Origin of the sequence: Pseudoalteromonas 'SMAR', from assembly GCF_048515945.1 — a bacterium.
Taxonomy (GTDB): domain Bacteria; phylum Pseudomonadota; class Gammaproteobacteria; order Enterobacterales; family Alteromonadaceae; genus Pseudoalteromonas.
Genome location: NZ_JBLWMW010000010.1, coordinates 49,567 through 69,352, shown reverse-complemented (window position 1 = coordinate 69,352; position 19,786 = coordinate 49,567). Strand labels below are relative to the sequence as shown.

Sequence of the window (19,786 nt, the reverse complement as noted above, 5' to 3'; positions counted from 1 at the left end):
AATGTTTGAAATCGTTTCTTATTGCCGGTAACTGCGAATGCAACTTTACTGACACGGCTTAACAAGCCGCCTTTTGAAAAGTTTCAGAGCCAATTTACTTCTATAGCATAGATCTCTAGAGCTTCTAAAAAGGAAGCGTTTGTGTTGCAAAAAGGCCAAATGATGAAGAGGTAATTCCATACTCTAAGCTAAGAGGTTGACCCCTGATTAAGTCACAGGGGTCTGTTGCAATATAGCTTAACCCAGCAACCACTTAGCCATAAAGACAATCACAGGCAGGGTGACCAGTGTGCGTAGAATGAAAATAACAAAGAGCTCCCATAAGTTGACTGGGATTTTACTGCCAAGCAATAAAGCCCCTACTTCTGACATATAAATAAGCTGGGTAACACTCATTGCCGCTACAATAAACCGAGTAGTATCGCTTTCGATACTGCCGGCCGCCAAAATAGAAGGAATAAACATGTCGGCAAAGCCCACGACAATGGTTTGCGCCGCCTGCTCGGCTTCTGCCACATTAAGTAACTCTAAGTACGGCACAAACGGCGTACCTAAAATCTGAAATACCGGCGTGTATTCTGCCACGATAAGTGCCAAGGTACCCACGGCCATTACCACCGGAAGTACAGCAAATACCATATCAAGGGCATTGTGAACCCCTTCGCGAACAGTACCTCGCAGCCCAGGCGCGGTCTGAGCTTTACTCAACGCCACATCCAGTGAATGAGAAAATAAGCCTTTGCCCTGAGGTACGGCTTCAGAGTCTTGATTGTGATCCGAGCCATCAACGTAGACATCTTTTTTAAATCGCAACGGCGGCAAACGAGGCACTATGATGGCAGCAACAAAACCAGCGGCACAAACCGTTAAGTAAAAGGGGGCGAATAAATGCTCCAGCTTCACTTGCCCGATCACCACCAAGCAGAAAGTAATGGATACTGCTGAGAAAGTGGTGCCTATAATGGCGGCTTCGCGCTCAGTATAATGCTTATCTTCATACTGCCTCGCAGTCATTAAAATACCGACACTGCCGTCACCGAGCCACGATGCAACACAGTTAACAGCACTGCGTCCTGGCACGCCAAACAATGGCCGCATTACTTTAGTCAGTAACGTCCCCACCATCTCAAGCAGGCCAAAGTTGAGCAGTAACGGCAATAGCAAGCCCGCTAAAATAAACACCGAAAACAGCACTGGCAATAAGTCATGCAACACCAAAGCGCCGGTATTACTTGAGTGCACTGCTTCCGGGCCGATTGCAAAAAACGTCATGACAATAAAGAGCATGCCGACCAGTCGAGTAACTAGCCATATCCAGCTGACATCAAAAAGATGCCGTAAAATATCCACTTTTAATAACGCTTGGGGCTTAAATAGCTTCATGATTAAGCTGAGTATGGCTGTAATACAGACAATGGCTAAAATAAGCTGCTGAATAAAGGGGGCCACCCAAGCTTGTAACGACTTAGCCATCACCGCAATCGGAATCGTCATTGCCTCACCAACAGCAACAGGCGTCATAAATAAGAACACACCTATTAATGAAGGAACAATAAAGGCAAACCAAGTCTGTAACACTGAGCGCGTCGCATTATTATTGTTTATCATTTTTTTACTTCCACAAAAACAAAGAAAAGAGCCGAAGCTCTTTTCGTTTTCAATAGTTTTTAATTTTTAGATGGTTAAGCCTTTTTGTCGCAACAACTTAATCAGTGCTTGATGGAGGTTATTCATAGTATTAACGTCCAGCACTTCCCCCTCAGCGTCCATCCAAGTAATGGCGGTTCGGGCGTCATCTGTTGCCGACACTTTAATGGTGTAGTCACCATCGGCAATTGGCAAGGCTATTACTTCATCTCCCCAAATTGAATCCCAAACGCTGTCTTCAGGCGCTTCGTAACGCACCACCACTTGCTGTGACTCTCTGTCTACGCGGATCACCGTAAAGGCACTGCGCTCTAAGAAGTTTGAGAAGCGATCTAACACCGCTTGTTGACCTTGCTCGGTTAGCAGTGCGGCATTACCATCACCATCAAAACCCAGCTCTAAGGCAAGCACTCCTTGGCTCTTGCGCATTTCAACCTGTAAAAGACGATACTGATAATCGAACTCAGCAATCACTTCATTGATTGCACGCACTTCTAAATGCTGTTGTAACAAGTCAGTCAATGGTACCTCATCGCTTTGGTAATCCACTAACTCGGCTCTGATTGCAGCAGTACGTTGGTGCTCTTTTTGCTCTACAACGAATTTGAATCTGTGTTTTGAAGGCACTGATGTTTCTTGCCAAAACCAGCCATCTTCCGGTTCTATGAGAGAGTACCAACCTGTCACTGCCTCTCCAGCAGCTTTATCTTGTGATTGGTAGTCGGTACCATGCGTGGCTAAAACACCATCAACCGCACGCCAAATGAAAGCGGATAGATCTTCTATGCCATCATTTTTGTCGAAGTAAACCCGAGCGGCTTCATCGCCTTGTTCAACCCAGCTGCCTTTAGCGGCAGTTAACACCTGTTGCGGTGCCCGGTAGCTAACTGGCTCTGGCGAGCTTTTGTACTGTGCCACAGGCATAGCAAACTCAGGATCACGATAAGGCTGCTCTAAGCCTTGTGGTGTTTTGACTGGGGCGTTGGCACGATAATTTCTCTCATGATGTGCATCGTTTGTGAAAATACTACAACCGCTTAAACTCACGGCAATTCCAAGAACCAGTGATTTGGGGATCCAATACTGCACTCATTTACTCCTTAGCAAACCCTTTATTATTCGAATCAAAATTATGATTTAGGATTGCCGAATTGGTTCACACAAAGTTGTTAAAAATTACAAGCTTTGAATTATTAGTGCTAAAACCGCGGTACCCTGCTGCTATCTATTGAAATCAACAGTTACTTAGCAATAGCCAAAAAATTTGCCTTATGTTACTTGTCATACATAAGAAAAACAAGCGAGCGACACGTTTGCAGCTGCGCTATTTTTATCATCGGTGCTAGCGCTCTTAATCTGATGTGGTAGTATTTCGCGTTAGCCGTGAGCGTATGACGTTAAATCAGAGGGTTAAAAATGACCATGCATGCAAACCATCAACTTGTGCTGACCGCAATAGGTGAGGACAGATCAGGGATCGTTGGTGAATTAACGCAACTTGTTAGTGACTGTAACTGCAATATTATTGACAGCAGGATTGCCATTCTAGGGAATGAGTTTACGTTTATTATGTTACTTTCAGGTGATATGGCATCCATCAGCCGGGTTGAGCACACCTTACCAGCAAAAGGCATGGAGCTGGGGCTGTTAACCATGATGAAACGCACGTCTAGCCACGTACGAGGCGAGTACAGCGCAGGCTATACTCTAGAGTATGAAGGGGTAGACAGCCCTGGCACCCTTAGCAAAGTCACTCGCTTCTTTGCTGCACAAGGCGTGAATATTTGCTCACTTAGATCCGATACGTTCGAGCAACAAGATAATTTGCACATGCGCTGTGAGCTCGAGTTCAATATTCCTGTTGACGTGGATATTGATGAATTTAAAGTGCAATTCGAAGATCTATCTCACTCTTTAAACGTAGATTATATTTTTAGACGCATTCGCTAAGGATAAAACATGAATACTTTGCAAGCGGGTGATAAAGCCCCTCTATTTTCTTTGCAGAACCAAGATGGTGAAACCATCTCTCTTGAAGCCCTGCTTAAAGAGCATAACGTACTGGTTTATTTCTACCCAAAAGCTTCAACGCCAGGCTGTACTGTGCAGGCTGAAAACCTTCGTGATCAAAAGGCTGAACTTGCTAAGTTCAATACCGTTGCAGTGGGAATAAGCCCAGATCCCATCAAGCGCCTAAAGAACTTTGAAACTAAAAAAGAGCTTAATTTTGATTTGTTGTCCGACGAAGATCATGCCATTGCTGATGAATTTGGCGTCTGGGGTCTGAAGAAGTTCATGGGTAAAGAATATGACGGTATTCACCGCATTTCATTTTTAGTATCTCAAGACGGCAACATTAAACATGTGTTTAATAAGTTTAAGACCAAAGAGCATCACCAGGTGGTGTTAGATTATTTGGCTGAAAACAGCTAATTTCACTTTATAATAAAAAGGCCGGCATCTTTAGGATGCCGGCCTTTTTTGTGTTGTGATAGTTCTACCAATAGCTATTAGTCTAACGACTTTTCAACTTTATCAAACAAGGTTTGCACTTCATTGCTAGGCTCTTTGGTCGCCAAGCTCACGACTACAATCGCGATAGTGGCAACAATAAACCCAGGTACAATTTCATACAGCGTTGCGCTTAACGGCTGACCATCGATAGTGAATGGTCCGTAAATCCAAACCAGCACCGTCACGGCACCGGAGATCATACCTGCTAAGGCACCCGCAAAGTTCATTCGCTTCCAGAACAAGCTAATCAGAATAAGTGGACCAAATGCCGAGCCAAAACCAGCCCAAGCATTACTCACTAAGTCTAAAATAGAGCTATCGCGGTCGTAGGCTAAGTAAATAGCAGCAAGTGCGACAGCAAGCACACTTAAGCGCCCTACTAACACCAGCTCTTTATCCGACGCCTCACGGTGCACGAAGATTTTATAAAAGTCTTCAGTGAGTGAGCTTGAACTCACCAATAACTGCGACGAAATGGTACTCATAATAGCCGCTAAGATTGCCGCCAGTAAGAAGCCCGCAATCAGTGGGTGGAACAACAGCTGAGATAAGATTAAGAAGATGGTTTCCGCATCCGCGACTTCAATGCCTTTTTCATGAGCATATGCCGCACCAAATAAACCGGTACCAACCGCACCCAATGCCGCTACAATCATCCACGTCATACCAATACGACGCGCCGTAGGCATGTCTTTCACACTACGTACTGACATAAAGCGGACAATAATGTGTGGCTGACCGAAATAACCCAGACCCCACGACATGGCCGAAATAATGCTGATGGCACCGGCAGAGCCAATCCAGGTTAGCATTTCTGGGTTCACTTCATTCAAGGTTTGAGAAAGTGGATTGTCCAATAACGAGAAAGTAACTAAGGGCACCAGTATCAATGCCACAAACATAATGCAGCCTTGCACAAAGTCCGTCAGACTCACGGCTAAAAAGCCACCAAACAGAGTGTAAAGCACCACCACGCCGGTGGTAATATAAAGGCCACTTTCATAGCTTAAGCCAAACGAGCTTTCAAACAGCTTACCACCAGCAACCACGCCTGAAGAAGTATAAAGCGTAAAGAAAACAATGATGACCAGCGCCGACACAATTCTCAGTGCATTGCCTTTGTCTTCAAAACGATTGGCAAAGTAATCTGGAATGGTGATGGCATCATTGGCGTACTCGGTATAGACCCGAAGACGTGGGGCAACCAGTAAATAGTTTAACCACGCACCAATGACTAAGCCTATGGCTATCCAAGTACTGCTAAACCCAGTAAGGAACATCGCTCCAGGTAAGCCCATTAAGATCCAGCCACTCATGTCTGATGCGCCTGCCGACAATGCAGCAACACTTGGTGGTAAACTCCGTCCGCCTAGCATATAGCCAGATACATCACTGGTTGACTTCTTAAATGCGTATAACCCAATTCCCAACATCACTATAAAATATAGTGCCAGAGAGATTATCGTACCTGTCTCCAAATTTGCCTCCTAAACTAGTTGGGCTTTTTTCCAAATGTTAGCTATTACTGTTTTACTTATCCGGTTACTAACTGACATTGAAGAAAAGCCAAAACACAAAGTCATCACTATAACATGCTAGGTAAACACACCCAACCGCCTGCGATAACTGACCTTTTTGTTATTTTACCCGCCTTCCATTGTCTTTATTTGACACTCCATCGTGGTTACATTAAATCATTCACTGCCTTAAATACAACTCATTAACGTGACCAAGCGCCGCTTTTATCATAATATTGATCCCAAGTTAGTTATTTAATGCGGCAGTATCTATGTATTTTTACGCAGCTCGACAACCCATTTTCGACGCTCATAAAGAACTGGTCAGTTACGAATTACTCTTTCGCGATGGCATCGATAATGTTTTTCCCGATATCGACGGCAACGAAGCCACCAGCCGTTTAGTCGAAGGAAGTCAATTTACCTTTGGCTTAGAAGAGCTTAGTAACAATTACCCTGCCCACATTAATTTTACGCTCGAGACTTTGTTAAAAGGCTACGTGCAAATGTTGGCCCCCGATCAGGTGGTCATTGAAGTGCTGGAAACCGTGCAACCTGGAAAGCGGCTGCTTGCTTGCATTAAAGAGCTCTATGAACTGGGCTACGTGATAGCGCTAGATGACTACCAGCACCAAGGGGTTTGGCGTCACTTTTATCCCTACATTAAGCAGCTAAAAATAGACATTAACCACTGCTCAGAAGAACAAATAGCAACCATAAAAGCGGCTATAAAACCTTTTCAGCAAATCCAACTCATCGCCGAGAAAGTGGAAACTTACGAGCAGTTTGAGCAAGCTAAACAATGGGGTTTTAAATACTTCCAAGGCTTTTTCTTCGCCAAACCGGAAGTGGTAAAAACCAAGGCTCTGGCCCCCTCTGAAATGGCCATGGCGGAGTTACTCTACGAAACCTCCAAGGTAGAGCCAGATCTCGCTAAAATTACTGATGTATTTCAACGTGATGTCAATCTAAGCTATAAACTTTTACGCTACGCTAACAGCGCCGTATTTAAGCGCAGAACGGAAATTGCAACCATTAAGCAAGCCTTGGTTGTGCTTGGCAATGAAGAGCTTAGGCGGTTAATTTCGTTACTGTTTACCGCTCAGTTAAGTACCGACAAACCGCTGGCATTATTATCACTTTCTTTGTTACGCGCGCACTTTATGGAGGCTGTGGCAAAGCAAGCCGCAAAGCTTAGCGACACCGGCAGTGCCTTTTTAATTGGCATGATGTCGTTGATGGATGCCATATTAGACGATGATATGGTAAACCTATTGGCTAATTTACCCTTGGCACAAGAAATAAAAGCCACTTTATTACAACAGCCTACTGGCTACAGTAATTACTTATTATTAGCTCAGGCCATGGAACAAGGGGACTGGAATCAAGTTGAAAGCCTCAGTGCTAAACTGGATCTGACAAGTGAGCAAGTGGCCAGTATTTATCAACAGTCGCAACATTGGAGTGATACGCAAATTGCCGCGATAGCCAGCTAAGCACTGCGACAATTTGTCGCATCCCAAAGCGCTGCCGTTACAGATAAAATTCTATTATCTCAATACCATAATAGAGTTAAATCATGAAACGGACACTCCTCTCACTTGGTTTATCCGCCACAATCGCGCAGCCAGTTGTGGCAAACGACATAGAGCGGATTGTGGTTATCGCTCCAATGCAAACCCCGCTGTCACTGCAAACCAATCCTAAAGCCGTACGCCAACCTCTCCCAGCCCAAGATGGTGCCGACTTACTGGCGTCAATTCCCGGCTTTGCGCTGGTTAAAAAAGGGGGAGCCAGCGCTGATCCGGTATTTCGCGGTATGGCTGGTTCGCGCTTGGCGATTATTGCCAATAACGGTCAAACTCTGGGTGGCTGTGGTAGTCGAATGGATCCCCCCACCGCTTACATTACCCCGCAATCTTACGACAGCTTAACAGTGATAAAAGGCCCACAAACGGTGCTACATGGTGCCGGCAGCAGCGCTGCGACGATTATTTTCGAGCGCGACAAAGCGCGCCTAGCAAAAGCAGAGGTAGAGGGTTTTAGTAACTTAGTGATGTCAGACCAAGGGCGCCATACCATCAATTCAGACCTAAAGTTTGGAAACACACAAGGCTTTGCTCGCATTGCTGCAAATTACAGTGACAGTAATGACTATGACGACGGCAATGGCAACCCTGTGCATTCGGCTTATGAACGTTGGAATCTTGATATTGAGCTAGCATATACACCTAGCGATAACGCTTTTTACAGTATTAGCCTAGGTAACAGTGATGCCGAGGTCGCTTACGCCGACCGCATGATGGATGGCAGTCTATTCGACCGTCAAAACATCGCCATCGACGTGCAGCTGGATAACCTTTCAACTACCATCGATAGTCTCGCCTTTAGTGCCTATCACAACGAGATTGACCATATTATGGACAATTTCAGTTTACGACCTTTCGTTGCCAATAAAATGATGCCAACGCCCACTGCATCCAACCCAGACAGAACCACACTGGGGGCCAAGCTTACCCTGGCAAGCACAGTAAGTCCCACAAGCACGCTGGTTTATGGGGTAGACCATCAACACAATGAACACCGCCTGCGGAAAAGCATGCAAGCGCTCACGCGTCCAGTGTCACAACTACCCAGAAAAGCAGATGCAACATTCCAACAGCTGGGTGCGTTTATGGAGCTAGAATACCAACTCAGTGATAACAGTCAGTGGGTATCGGGACTTAGGCTCGATGACTGGCAAAGCCAAGATAAGCGCAGCGCTATCAGCGTTATGATGCAAACCAAACCGAACCCAACGGCCTTTAGCAAGCGCACTGAAACCCTCTTCAGTGGTTTTACCCGCTATCAAGCACAAAGTAAACATAGCAGCTACTTTGTGGGTGTGGGGATCACCGAGAGAATGCCTGATTACTGGGAGTTAATCGGAGCTGCACGAGGCAGTGAAAGCAGCCTATCGGCGTTCAATGTTGATATTGAGCAATCTAAGCAACTCGATGTTGGGCTACTGCATCAGCATAAGCAAACCCATATCAGTGTTTCTGCTTTTTATAACCAAACCGATGACTATGTATTAATTGATAATAACTTCATGACAATGGCTATGCCTCGCAACGTGACACGCAACATTGACGCGGAAAGTTTTGGCATGGAAGCGGAAGTGCGCTGGCAGCTTAATAAACAACTGCAGTTATCCTCCAGCATGAGCTACGTCAAGGGCAATAACCTCAGCGATCACCAACCACTGGCACAACAGCCACCACTGGAAGTGCGGTTGGCAGCGAATTATGAGTTTAACAACCACTGGCAGTTCGGTGCGCTTCTGACAGCTGTAAAGCGTCAACATCGCGTGGCGCTTGGCCAAGGTAACATTGCCGGACAAGACATCGCGGCAACCCCAGGATTTGCTACGCTGGCTTTAAATGCCAATTATCAACATAACGATGACATTGAGCTCAGCTTTGGGCTCGATAACTTACTGGATAAAGTGTATGCCCAGCACCTAAGTCGTTCGGGCGCGGCGGTCAGTGGCTACCAACAAACATCACGGGTCAATGAGCCAGGGCGCACCCTGTGGGCGAACCTCAACTGGCGCTTTTAAACAAACTGGGCCGGCTTATTTAGCCGGCCCATAGAATGTTACAAGTTTTCTAAGAAGTCTTCATCAAAGTCATCTGGCTCTTCTTTCATTGGCGGGTTGCCATCATACAGCTCATACAGCTGACGTTGATAATAAACGTCTTTTAAGAAGGTATAGGGATCCAAAGATTCGTTTAAGAGTTTTTCTTGCGACATCAAGGCTGCCCTCGCTTCCACCGCGCGCAGCGCAAACACTAAGATGGTTTGCGGCGTGGTCAGTGCAATTTCTGGCAACACCACATTGTCAACCACATCGCCGGTGACATTACGCACCGTGGATGGTCCCATACCCGGCACCATCAAGTAGGCGCCGTCCCCTGCGCCCCAAACACCTAACGTTTGACCAAAATCTTCGTCTTGGTGCTCAAGGCCTAAGGTTTTAGCCACATCGAAAATACCCAATATACCGACAGTGGAGTTGACCAAAAAACGCGCCACATTAATTGCGGTATCATCGGCTTTACCTTGCAGTGCGGCGTTTACCGCATCGGTAGGTGCGGCAATGTTGGTGGTAAAGTTAACCACACCACTGCGCACAGGCGCCGGGGTAACAGCAATATAACCTTCCGTCACTGGCCGTAATACGTATTCATCTAACACTTCCATGTTGAAGTCATAAATAGGACGGTTAAATGATTGCAATGGATCCCGTGGATCCTGTTTTTCTTCTGGTACTTGCGCACAACCAACAACGCTGAGCGCAAGTAACCCGGTAAGCACGGCTTTTATCATTTATTTCCCTGTATTGGTTAAAACGCGATCTATGGTCACCGTTACGGTGCTGGATTCGCTACCTAGTTCTAGCACCTCAGACACCCCTTCCAGCTCTCCATCTGAAGGCATAACCGAACCGTCAGTAGAAATCCGGGCGGTTACCGTAACCCGTTGAAAGCGCGATAATACTAGCTCTGGCATCATCGCCATACTGTCATCTAAGGTGACCGTCATCGGCAAGCTATACTCTGACATTTTTGCCACCGCCAGTGGCATTGCAGGGCCCTGTTCGGCTTTAGCAAAAACAAACAAGGTGCCACCTTGCGGCAAAGATTGCTGCAGCTCTGAGTCTAGCTCCACCGTAACACGAATTTGCTGAGCAGAAGTAACCTCTGCCGCAGCCAACTTAGCATCAATTTCAGCTATCCTGCCGGCGATCATTTCGTACCTAGGATCGTCTTGCGTCAGTTGTGCTAGTAACACCTCAAATGCCGCTTTTGACTCTTTCCAGTCTTGACGTTCATAGGCAATCAGTGCCAATAGGCTAATAGCATCAATATTACTCGGCTCGCGATTAAGCACCTGAGATAACATTTTTGCTGCTCGATTCATACTGGCGTCAGAACCTTCAATTAACAATGCTTGGCTGTAATTAACCAGTACATTATTATTGTCAGGTTGCATCAATAGTGCCTTATCAAAGGCTTGCATTGCCATCTCAAAATCATTCAACGACATCGCAACACGGCCCAGCAACATCCAGGCCACCGCATCATCGCCACTGGTTGCCAGCTTAGTGCGCAGCCCCAAAGCAAATGCTTGCAGTTCATTGGCACTAAGTGGTTCACCATTTTGCAGCACAGCACGTTCACCGTATTCGGGTAACTTCACAACGGCGTCGTTCCAGTTAGCGATTTGTCGGTGGCTGCCAGTGTAGTAATAAAAAACACCAGTGACCAGCACCATAAACACCAAGCCAGTGACTGCCAATACTCGGTTATCACCCCGGCTAGTGAGTGACTGCTCATCGGATAATTCATTCAACAAGCGGCGTTTTAACTCAATCACCGACTCATTGTAGCTTTGTTTTTCGATGCGCTGGTTAGCAAGCTCTTCATCTAGCTCTTGCAGCCTTTGCTGGTAAATATCGATACGCTCGGCATTAGCATCGTGATCAACCACTAAACGCTTTTCTTTGCGCATAAATGGCACCACGATAAACACCGCGGCAAACAGCGCCAACAACAAAAACGCCAGCCACATTTGCGTTAGATCGGTAGAAAACTCACTCACTGTTCACGCTCCTGTCGCTGGTTGCGCTTAATAAGATCGGCCAACTTTTGTTCATCAGCGGCACTCCAATCTTGTTTTTTCGCCGCGCGGCGCTGACGCAACACAATAAAACCAAAACCTAATACAATAATCACCACCGGCAGTACCCATAATACAATGGTGGCTGGCGTAACCGGAGGCTGGTAATGAACAAAGTAACCGTAGCGATCGATCATAAAGTCAATCACTTCTTCTTTGCTCTTGCCCTCTTTAACCAGAGCAATCACTTTGTCGCGCAAATCTTTAGCCACTACGGCATCTGAATCAGCAATATTTTGGTTCTGGCATTTAGGGCAACGCAGCTCTTGGGTTAACTCTCGAAACGTTTGTTCACGTTCAGTGGTGGCAAACTGGTAGTTGTCTTTTGGTTCTGCCTGAACGGTGTATGCCATTAACAACAATACCAAGGCAACTAAATACTTCATGGCATTAGCTCCTGATAAACTGGGGCAAACTTACTGCGCCACACGCGCTCGTTAATATCGCCGGTATGGTGAAGCAAAATGGTGCCCTCTTTATCAACTAAAAAGGTTTCTGGAGCACCAGAAACACCAAGGTCAAGGGCCAATGAGCGCTCCAAATCTAAAATATTAAACTGATACGGGTCACCTGCGCGACTCAGCATATTGTTTACGTCTTGGCGCAGCGCGTTAATATCAAACTGATCGCCAAAATCTGGGTCATAAGCTTGCTCGTAATACAAGCCGATGATCCGCACTCCCCGCTCTCTGAGCTCAGTTAGGTAACTCAGCTCAGCAATACACGTTGGACACCAGGTGCCCCAAACGTTCATAAGGTAAACTTCGCCTTTAAGTGACTCATCAGTCCACACCTTATTGCTGTCCATCAAGTCGGGTAAGGCAAACTCAGGCATCGCTTGGCCAATTCGCCCCGTTTGGATTTCTCTGGGGTTGCCAAACAGTCCTTGATAGAGAAACACACACAGGAAAATAAAAATTAAAAAAGGGATCAATCCGATCAATTTACGATTCATGTTAGGCCCCCGCAGTGTAAGATGATTGACGACGTCTGCGGTAACGCTTATCCGCTAGCACCACAAAGCCGGCTAATGAGATCAATAAACCACCGAGCCACATCCAACGCACATAAGGTTTGTGATAAATGCGCAGTGACCATGCCCCTTGTGATAATTGCTCCCCTAACGCCAAGTAAAGGTCACGGAAGAAGCCGTCATCGATGGCCGCTTCAGTCATAAACTGCATACCAATGTCATAACGGCGCTTTTCTGCATACAGCTCAGTGACTTTTTTGCCCTCTTTTAATACGGTCACCACGCCTGCGTGGCCGCCGTAGTTGGGTCCACGAATTTCTTTCACCCCTTCAAAGCGGTATTGATACTCGTTTAAAGTGGCAATATCACCAGGCTTCATGCTGACATCTCGTTCGACTGAATACGCCGAGGTCAATGTTACCGACGCAATCACAAAGGCAATACCAACATGGCCTAACACCATGGCCCAGTAACTTAGCCCTAGCTTTTTAAAGCCAGTACCAATGTCGGGCTGTACGGTAACTTTATTAAACAAGTCAAACGCTGTGGCCACCACAATCCACACAGCAAGTGCGGTTGCAATAAAGGTAAGCGGTGTGACTACCTCATAACTAGGATACAGCCATGCCGCTGTGATAACTAAACTCACAGCAATGAGTACGCCCCATTTTCGCGCCAGAGGTGGCAGCTTATTTTGCTTCCAACGTAGCATCGGTGCTAAGCCCATCAAAATTGCAAAAGGCACGATTAAAATGGCAAACATTTGATTAAAGAATGGTACCCCGATAGAAATTGAGCCTAGCCCTAACTCTTTGTGGATCATAGGCAACAAGGTACCTAGTAGCACAATTAAGGTAGCCACAACCAAGAAGATGTTATTCAGCCATAAAGTCACTTCCCGCGACACAAATTTGTAGCGACCTTCACTGCGTACTTGCGATACTCGCATGGCGTAAAGCGCTAAACTGCCCCCCACCACAACAGCTAAGAAAGAGAGAATAAACAAGCCGCGGTCAGGGTCGGTTGCAAAGGCGTGAACCGAGACGATAATGCCAGAGCGCACAATAAAGGTACCTAATAAGCACAAACTAAAGGCAGTGATGGCTAATAATACTGTCCAGGATTTAAATACTCCGCGTTTCTCCGTCACGGCTAATGAGTGTAATAAAGCTGTGGCCACCAACCAAGGCATTAACGAGGCATTTTCTACCGGATCCCAGAACCACCAGCCGCCCCAGCCAAGTTCCGAGTAAGCCCACCAGCTGCCAATGGTGATCCCTAAGGTTAAAAAGGCCCACGCAGCCATGGTCCAAGGACGAGACCATTTGGCCCAAGTATTATCCAGTTTACCCGTTAACAAAGCAGCGATAGCAAAGGCAAAAGAGACCGACAGGCCAACATAGCCCATATACAATAATGGCGGGTGAATTATCATGCCAGGGTCTTGCAATAGAGGGTTAAGATCACGTCCCTCAACAGGGAAGTAAGGCAGCAACCGTTCAAACGGGCTCGACATCCATAGGGTGTAAAGCATAAAGCCAACCCCTAAAAAGCCCAGTACCCCAAGCACCCGAGCGCGCAATACCCACGGCAGGGATTTTGACATTAAGGCCACGAGCATGGTCCAGCTAGATTGCATCACTAACCACAGTAAAATAGCCCCTTCATGACCACCCCAAGTAGAGGTGATTTTGTAGTACCAAGGTAAGGTGCTACTGGAATGATGAGCGACATATTTAACCGTAAAATCGTCCATTAAGGTAATATGGATCAGAACTAAAAAGGAAAACACCACCAACACACATTGGCCAATGGCCAATGACGGTGCCGCTTTCATTAATCTTAGATTTCCTGTGTAAGCGCCCCATAGGGGGAAAATACAAAGCAGTAAGCTGAGCGCCATAGCTAAAACTAGGGCGAAATATCCAATTTCTGGGACCATACTAGTTCTCGCTGCTGAGGTTATATTTGGGTTTTTCGTGCTTAATACCTTTTACCGCCTCGGCGACTTCTGAAGGCATATATTCTTCATCATGCTTGGCTAATACTTCAAAGGCTTCCACCACATCCGGTTCGATTAAGGTACCTTGCGCCACAATCCCCTGCCCTTCACGGAATAAGTCAGGCAAAATTCCGCGGTAACGAATGGTCACCATAGGGCCAGTATCAATAAGCTTAAACGTCACATCCAGCGAGCTTTCATCACGCTCCACTGAACCGGGCACCACCATACCACCAATACGGAGTTTTTGACCGATCTGCGGTTTTTCTTTGGCTTCCCCTTTGCCCTGAACCAGTTCACTTGGGGTATAGAATAAGTTGATATTCTCTTGCAAAGCATACAGGGTTAAACCCACAGCAGCGCCAATACCAAAGATCACCGCAACCACACTAAATAGTCGCTTTTTGCGTCTTGGGTTCATGCTTGCGCCTCCTGTTGTTTCGCCTTTTTAATTCGGGCTTCACGGGCCATTTGTGCTTTTACCCCTTGCTTGAGGTTTTTGCCGTCTAACAAGGAGCTTACCAGTAGGCCAACTAAAATAAGTACACAAGTGCCATAAGACAGCCAAACGTAAAAGCCGTAGCCGCCCATAGCTAAAAAATCACTAAAGGATTCAAACTGCATAATTAACCTCTTTCTACCAATTGACGAACCCAAGCCCGATGCTGCTCATTACGCAGAATTTCGTTTTTGAGTCGAACTAAAGTCACTGCTCCCAAGACACCTGCAAAAGCGACAATATTAATAAGTAAAGGCCAGAGCATTGAAGGGTCAATGGCCGAGGTATCAAATTTGGTGATAGTAGATCCCTGATGCAGAGTATTCCACCACTCAACCGAGAAGTGGATAATCGGCAAATTCACCACACCAACGATAGCGAGGATACAAGCGGCGCGAGCGCCGGACTTTTTATCCTCAAAGGCGTGGTATAACGATAACACGCCAAAATATAAAAATAATAAAATGAGTTCTGAGGTGAGTCTGGCATCCCAGACCCACCAAGCGCCCCACATGGGTTTGCCCCAAGCAGCGCCAGTGATCAAGGCAATGGCCGTCATGGCGGCGCCTACTGGCGCGATGGCAATCACCGCAAGCTCGGCATTTCTAATTTGCCACACCAGCGCAACGACCGCGGCAATGGCCATAGAGGAATACGCCCCCATAGACCAAATGGCTGAAGGCACATGAATAAAGATAATACGATAGCTGTCTTTTTGCTGGTAGTCTGCAGGCGCATAGGCTAACCCCCAAACCCAACCAACCACAAGACCCACCACCGCAATCACGGTAAAGTAAGGAAGCAAGGTGTTACACAATTGGTAAGCACGCTCCGCTTTGGCATAAGGATGTAACCACTTCCACATTTTAACTTATACTCACTTTTAATGCTGACGATATGGCAATTGGTGCGGCAACGACTGCGACGGCAAGCATGGCACCAAGGATTGCAAGCTGACCACCATAATCTAAAGACATACTACTGGTATCGATGGCGGATGTTGCAAAAATCAGTACGGGGATATAAAGCGGTAAGACCAATAAACTCATCAAAATACCGCCCTTTTGTAGCGCAACGGTCAACCCTGCGCCAATGGCCCCAATAAAACTCAACAACGGCGTGCCTATTAACAAGGTAAACACCGTGGCATTTAAAGACTGTGACTCTAAATTCATCAATAGCGCAAACAATGGCGCTAAGATCACCATGGGCAATCCACTTACGGTCCAATGTGCAGCCACTTTAGCGAGGACTGACAAGGATAAGGGATAAGGTGAGGCAATCAACTGCTCCAATGAACCGTCATGGTAATCGTCGCGGAACATTTTATCCAGTCCCAACATAGTGGACAATAATGCCGCCACCCAAATCACTCCTGGCGCCATTCTAGCCAATAACCCAGGCTCTGGGCCAATGGCAATAGGAAATAAAGTAATCACGATGAGGAAAAACAATAATGGATTGACGATTTCAGCCCGTTGGCGAAACGCCAAGGTTACGTCTTTACTATAGACGGATTTAAACGCCAGCCAATAAGAATGATGAGGTTGCATTACAAACGGTACTCCAACGTCAAGGTTTGTAATTGAGCAAAGTGCGCGGTGAGATCTTGGTGCGTGGTTAATAAAATCGCCCCACCTTGGTCTAAGTGCCCTTGGAACTGAGTCTGCAACATGGCAACACCCTTTTTGTCGAGTGCCGTAAAAGGCTCATCCAGTACCCACAACTTTGCTTGATTTAGCCACAGTCTTACTAATGCGACGCGGCGCTGCTGACCCGCTGACAAGGTGCGCACTGGCACGTCTTCAAGACCAATCAACCCCAATTTCGCCAGCAGTTCATAAACGCTGTCTTCATTGGCTCTGCCACCGTGGACACTCAGCCAATGCTGAACGTTCTCGTAAGCACTGAGCTGCTGATTCACCCCAGTTTTATGGCCGATAAACAGTAATTCACTAGCGAAAGTATCGTAGTCTTGACGGACATCAACACCTTGATAACGGATCTGTCCTTCATCGGCACGAGCAAAACCAGCGATGATCCGCAATAGCGAGGTTTTTCCGGCACCATTTGGGCCTTCAATTTGCATGATTTGCCCCGCATGGAGAGTGAAACTTAATGCCTCAAACAAGCATCTTTCCTGTTTGGTACAAGTAACGGCGTCTATCTCTAGCAAACTTGGGCTTCTCTTTACCTAAAATTGGGCGTTAGTCTAACATAATGGTATGGTAATACGAATAATCTGACGCCAACGATTAGCGAAAAATTGATTTAAAATAATGAATAAGCTGCCAACAACAATTAACTCTGGACAGGCTCTTGAACTAGAGAGCAGTAACAAAGCCAACGCGCTTATCTCGCTTCCCAGCAAGCAGCCTTTTCATGCCAAAAATATTGTGATTAGTGGTGATAAATTAAAAATGGATGTCGCTATTGAGGGTCGCTTGCAGACCATTCAATTGTCGCTTAAATCGGCGCCTGCACAACCGCAACAGCTCGAAGAAGCCATGGTATCGGTTGATGAGAGCGGCAAAGTCATTACCCTCAAAAGCAATCAAGCCCAGGCGCAACTAGTTGTTGCTAAACAACTCTTTGAGTTGCTTGCTGCTGTCAAAGGGCATTCTGCAGTGCAACCATTACAAGCCATAGCGACAACGAACAAACATGGCTTAACCATTAAGCAGCTCGATTTATCAATCCCTTTACCCAAAGCAGTAATGACCATGTTGGCGCAAGAACAGAAGCTGGTTGCCCAGCTGTCTCCAAGTCAACAAAGCTTTACACTTGAGCTCTTTAACCAGTTTAAAGATCCACTGTTTAGCACTAAATTGACTAACTCAGCCATTGCCAAGTTAATCGCTCAGCAATTACCAACGGTCGATCTAAAAGCCGGTTTAAAAGCGCTCGATGTAAAGGTAAATAACACCATTTTAAATTTCATTGCCGCGAAAAGTAATTGGCCAGAATCAAGCAAATGGCAGCCAGCGCAGTTGCAAAACAGTGTCAATGGTATCAACCTGACCAAGGCTGCGCAGAACATCAAGGTCATTGCACAAAAACCGGTATCACAACTACTACAACACCTTGATAGCCCAGCCTCTGCGGTAAAGCCTAATATGACGCAGCCAACCTCCAGAGCAACCTTGCCGTACCAAACTCCCCTACTAGAGGTGACATTGCAGCAAATCAAGTCGCAGGTTATTACGGCGTTAAAGTCACTTATTAATAAGCCTTTTGGTGCCCCGCAGCAGATACAAACACAGCCGCTAGATACCATAGGCAAAGAGCCCAGTGTAGCAAGAGTACAACCGCTAAGCACAACTAACAACGTGCAAAGCACGACAAAAGCGCAACCGCTAAACACAACTAACAACGTGCAAAGCACGACAAAAGCGCAACCGCTAAACACATCTAGCAACGCGCAAAGCACGGCAAACGCGAAACCACTAAACACAACTGATACGCAGCAAAGCACGGCAAACGCGCAGATAAAATCACCTGTGCAAACGGCTTCACTACTGCCTTTGGGTAATGAGAAAGTTAGCCTGACACAGCTAAAACCGCAACAACCGGCAATCCAGCAGCTATTTGATAGTATTCGCCAGATAGTGTCACCAAAAGGTGCTCAGCAATCCCATACACAACCTCAAGTAGCAAGCAACGAATCGTTGCGCCATGCGGTTGCCAGTTACCTCAGCCACCAAGCCGCAAAGCCGTCGCTGCAATTTCAAGCACCGCCAATCGACTTCTCGACTCGACTACAGGGGCTTACAGAGTTATTAAACACAGTAAGTAACCACTCACCAAGCAAGACAAATCAATCGCTACAACAACTGATTAAGCAGCTCAATAGCCCCATGTATATTGCTGGCAAAACCTTAGCCCACACTCCGCAAATGCATACACAGGAAGTAACTAAACAAGCGAAGCCAGTGGCAGAGAGCCTGCCGCAGGCTATTACCTTTACCACCGACAAAAAACAAGGCGTCATTGAGTCACTTCTCAATCTCAAACCACAGCCTAATAAGATAGAAACCGTCGCCAAGCCAAACACCCAAGTCACAGCGGAGCTGTTACAGAAATACCAATCCGCTGACACTCTAAAACAAATGCCAGAATTAAATAAGCTGGTGCAACAGGCTTTTACAAGAATGGTAGACGCACAATCAAGCACTGCAATGGCAATTAAGCAGCAACTTGATAGCCAACTGGGGATCAGCGCATTCACTAACACTCCATCACAACTGCATCAATCTAGCTTTAGCCAGCTACTCGAGCGTCTTTTAGTGGTGTTATTAGGAAGCCAAACCAGTACTAGTGGCGCTGCAAATACAGCCAATGAAAGCAAAGTGCAAGCCCTACTGGAAACCTTGCTGCCACAAGTAAAAAATATTTCAGCAAAAAATGTCAGCGAGCTAATGCAGCAACCACAGGCCCGTGAGCTGCTAGCAGAATTGGGGCAGTTACAAAATCAACTGCAACCCAGCGTCAGTCAGCTGTCCAGCACGCCACAAAGTAAGCAAGACAGTGATGCTCAGCTGATCATCAACCTGCTGTTTCCTAATAAAACGCCCCCAGAGCAACAGCAAACACAGTTGCAAATCGGGCACTATAACAAGCCCGCTAAAGCGGGAATGCCGGAAAAATCAGTCTGGTTTGTGCGACTGTGCTTCGATTTTGCCGCCCAAGGTCAGATCCATGCCCAGGCCGAATTAATGGACAAAGCCGTAGAATGCGCCTTAATTGCCACCTCTAACAGTGTTAAACAAATGGCGGAGCCTCATTTAGCAGCCCTACGCAGCAAGCTTGCTTCTCATGGCTTGCAGGTGGCGGAAATTGGTCTGCGAGAAGAGCAGAGTTTTCAGGACAAGTTTTTCAATGAACACGCTATTATCAATATAAAGGTCTAA

18 protein-coding genes are annotated in these 19,786 nt (G+C 46.5%); 5 read left to right on the top strand and 13 right to left on the bottom strand.

All coding sequences use genetic code 11. From position 1 onward, the window contains the following. Positions 1–237: 237 nt before the first annotated feature. Positions 238–1,608: a YjiH family protein gene (locus ACNKW2_RS06520; RefSeq protein WP_419147827.1), complete on the bottom strand. Its 1,371-nt coding sequence runs from the start codon at positions 1,606–1,608 to the stop codon at positions 238–240. Between the two features lie 66 nt (positions 1,609–1,674). Next, complete coding sequence (gene bamC, locus ACNKW2_RS06515; RefSeq protein ID WP_419147826.1) at positions 1,675–2,736, bottom strand: outer membrane protein assembly factor BamC; 1,062 nt, start codon at positions 2,734–2,736, stop codon at positions 1,675–1,677. Between the two features lie 327 nt (positions 2,737–3,063). On the opposite strand from bamC, the gene ACNKW2_RS06510 reads away from it, so the two are divergent. Together ACNKW2_RS06510 and bcp are read left to right on the top strand one after the other, a co-directional pair. Beyond that, positions 3,064–3,597 carry a glycine cleavage system transcriptional repressor gene (locus ACNKW2_RS06510; protein ID WP_336565804.1) on the top strand — a complete coding sequence of 178 codons (534 nt, stop codon included), beginning with the start codon at positions 3,064–3,066 and terminating at the stop codon, positions 3,595–3,597. A 9-nt stretch (positions 3,598–3,606) separates the two neighbouring features. Further along, positions 3,607–4,080, top strand: a complete 474-nt coding sequence (gene bcp, locus ACNKW2_RS06505) for a thioredoxin-dependent thiol peroxidase (RefSeq protein WP_419147825.1) — start codon at positions 3,607–3,609, stop codon at positions 4,078–4,080. A gap of 77 nt (positions 4,081–4,157) precedes the next feature. Here the strand turns inward: bcp and putP are convergent, their stop codons facing one another. After that, positions 4,158–5,639 carry a sodium/proline symporter PutP gene (gene putP, locus ACNKW2_RS06500; RefSeq protein WP_419147824.1) on the bottom strand — a complete coding sequence of 494 codons (1,482 nt, stop codon included), beginning with the start codon at positions 5,637–5,639 and terminating at the stop codon, positions 4,158–4,160. A gap of 311 nt (positions 5,640–5,950) precedes the next feature. Between putP and ACNKW2_RS06495 the strand changes: the two genes are divergently transcribed. Both ACNKW2_RS06495 and ACNKW2_RS06490 read left to right on the top strand, forming a co-directional pair. Then, a complete protein-coding gene (locus ACNKW2_RS06495) occupies positions 5,951–7,174 on the top strand; it encodes an EAL and HDOD domain-containing protein (protein ID WP_419147823.1) in 1,224 nt (407 codons plus the stop codon). Positions 7,175–7,257: 83 nt separating this feature from the next. Next, a complete protein-coding gene (locus ACNKW2_RS06490) occupies positions 7,258–9,279 on the top strand; it encodes a TonB-dependent copper receptor (RefSeq protein ID WP_419147822.1) in 2,022 nt (673 codons plus the stop codon). Between the two features lie 38 nt (positions 9,280–9,317). On the opposite strand, the gene ACNKW2_RS06485 is transcribed toward ACNKW2_RS06490, so the two are convergent. The 10 genes from ACNKW2_RS06485 to ccmA are packed head-to-tail and all read right to left on the bottom strand — an operon-like array spanning position 9,318 to position 17,052. Further along, on the bottom strand, positions 9,318–10,049 hold the full coding sequence (locus ACNKW2_RS06485) for an MlaA family lipoprotein (protein ID WP_419147821.1): 732 nt from the start codon (positions 10,047–10,049) through the stop codon (positions 9,318–9,320). Continuing rightward, on the bottom strand, positions 10,050–11,294 hold the full coding sequence (gene ccmI / locus ACNKW2_RS06480; protein WP_472978001.1) for a c-type cytochrome biogenesis protein CcmI: 1,245 nt from the start codon (positions 11,292–11,294) through the stop codon (positions 10,050–10,052). It abuts the gene before it with no gap. A 26-nt stretch (positions 11,295–11,320) separates the two neighbouring features. Beyond that, positions 11,321–11,788: a cytochrome c-type biogenesis protein gene (locus tag ACNKW2_RS06475; protein ID WP_419147819.1), complete on the bottom strand. Its 468-nt coding sequence runs from the start codon at positions 11,786–11,788 to the stop codon at positions 11,321–11,323. Beyond that, entirely contained in the window at positions 11,785–12,357 is a 573-nt protein-coding gene (locus ACNKW2_RS06470; RefSeq protein ID WP_419147818.1) for a DsbE family thiol:disulfide interchange protein, read from the bottom strand. Before ACNKW2_RS06470 ends, ACNKW2_RS06475 begins: the two co-directional genes overlap by 4 nt. Before the next feature lies 1 nt (position 12,358). Next, positions 12,359–14,317: a heme lyase CcmF/NrfE family subunit gene (locus tag ACNKW2_RS06465; protein ID WP_419147817.1), complete on the bottom strand. Its 1,959-nt coding sequence runs from the start codon at positions 14,315–14,317 to the stop codon at positions 12,359–12,361. 1 nt (position 14,318) lies between these two features. Then, complete coding sequence (gene ccmE / locus ACNKW2_RS06460; RefSeq protein WP_336565792.1) at positions 14,319–14,798, bottom strand: cytochrome c maturation protein CcmE; 480 nt, start codon at positions 14,796–14,798, stop codon at positions 14,319–14,321. After that, positions 14,795–15,001 carry a heme exporter protein CcmD gene (ccmD, locus tag ACNKW2_RS06455; protein ID WP_336565791.1) on the bottom strand — a complete coding sequence of 69 codons (207 nt, stop codon included), beginning with the start codon at positions 14,999–15,001 and terminating at the stop codon, positions 14,795–14,797. Before ccmD ends, ccmE begins: the two co-directional genes overlap by 4 nt. Positions 15,002–15,003: 2 nt before the next feature. Next, positions 15,004–15,741, bottom strand: a complete 738-nt coding sequence (locus ACNKW2_RS06450; protein WP_336565790.1) for a heme ABC transporter permease — start codon at positions 15,739–15,741, stop codon at positions 15,004–15,006. A 1-nt stretch (position 15,742) separates the two neighbouring features. Further along, positions 15,743–16,429: a heme exporter protein CcmB gene (gene ccmB, locus ACNKW2_RS06445; RefSeq protein WP_336565789.1), complete on the bottom strand. Its 687-nt coding sequence runs from the start codon at positions 16,427–16,429 to the stop codon at positions 15,743–15,745. Beyond that, on the bottom strand, positions 16,429–17,052 hold the full coding sequence (ccmA, locus tag ACNKW2_RS06440; RefSeq protein WP_419147816.1) for a cytochrome c biogenesis heme-transporting ATPase CcmA: 624 nt from the start codon (positions 17,050–17,052) through the stop codon (positions 16,429–16,431). Before ccmA ends, ccmB begins: the two co-directional genes overlap by 1 nt. Before the next feature lie 103 nt (positions 17,053–17,155). Between ccmA and ACNKW2_RS06435 the strand changes: the two genes are divergently transcribed. Next, positions 17,156–19,786 (top strand): flagellar hook-length control protein FliK, encoded by a 2,631-nt coding sequence (locus tag ACNKW2_RS06435; protein WP_419147815.1) that lies wholly within the window; start codon positions 17,156–17,158, stop codon positions 19,784–19,786.

What these genes read in the sequence shown, in the direction of transcription:
- ACNKW2_RS06470 (WP_419147818.1), bottom strand. Translation starts at nt 12,357, where the DNA reads ATGAATCGTAAATTGATCGGATTGATCCCTTTTTTAATTTTTATTTTC.
- ACNKW2_RS06490 (WP_419147822.1), top strand. Translation starts at nt 7,258, where the DNA reads ATGAAACGGACACTCCTCTCACTTGGTTTATCCGCCACAATCGCGCAG.
- ccmI (WP_472978001.1), bottom strand. Translation starts at nt 11,294, where the DNA reads ATGTGGCTGGCGTTTTTGTTGTTGGCGCTGTTTGCCGCGGTGTTTATC.
- ccmD (WP_336565791.1), bottom strand. Translation starts at nt 15,001, where the DNA reads ATGCAGTTTGAATCCTTTAGTGATTTTTTAGCTATGGGCGGCTACGGC.
- ccmB (WP_336565789.1), bottom strand. Translation starts at nt 16,429, where the DNA reads ATGCAACCTCATCATTCTTATTGGCTGGCGTTTAAATCCGTCTATAGT.
- ACNKW2_RS06495 (WP_419147823.1), top strand. Translation starts at nt 5,951, where the DNA reads ATGTATTTTTACGCAGCTCGACAACCCATTTTCGACGCTCATAAAGAA.
- ACNKW2_RS06450 (WP_336565790.1), bottom strand. Translation starts at nt 15,741, where the DNA reads ATGTGGAAGTGGTTACATCCTTATGCCAAAGCGGAGCGTGCTTACCAA.
- ACNKW2_RS06475 (WP_419147819.1), bottom strand. Translation starts at nt 11,788, where the DNA reads ATGAAGTATTTAGTTGCCTTGGTATTGTTGTTAATGGCATACACCGTT.
- ACNKW2_RS06485 (WP_419147821.1), bottom strand. Translation starts at nt 10,049, where the DNA reads ATGATAAAAGCCGTGCTTACCGGGTTACTTGCGCTCAGCGTTGTTGGT.
- ACNKW2_RS06510 (WP_336565804.1), top strand. Translation starts at nt 3,064, where the DNA reads ATGACCATGCATGCAAACCATCAACTTGTGCTGACCGCAATAGGTGAG.
- ACNKW2_RS06435 (WP_419147815.1), top strand. Translation starts at nt 17,156, where the DNA reads ATGAATAAGCTGCCAACAACAATTAACTCTGGACAGGCTCTTGAACTA.
- ccmE (WP_336565792.1), bottom strand. Translation starts at nt 14,798, where the DNA reads ATGAACCCAAGACGCAAAAAGCGACTATTTAGTGTGGTTGCGGTGATC.
- ACNKW2_RS06465 (WP_419147817.1), bottom strand. Translation starts at nt 14,317, where the DNA reads ATGGTCCCAGAAATTGGATATTTCGCCCTAGTTTTAGCTATGGCGCTC.
- bcp (WP_419147825.1), top strand. Translation starts at nt 3,607, where the DNA reads ATGAATACTTTGCAAGCGGGTGATAAAGCCCCTCTATTTTCTTTGCAG.
- ACNKW2_RS06520 (WP_419147827.1), bottom strand. Translation starts at nt 1,608, where the DNA reads ATGATAAACAATAATAATGCGACGCGCTCAGTGTTACAGACTTGGTTT.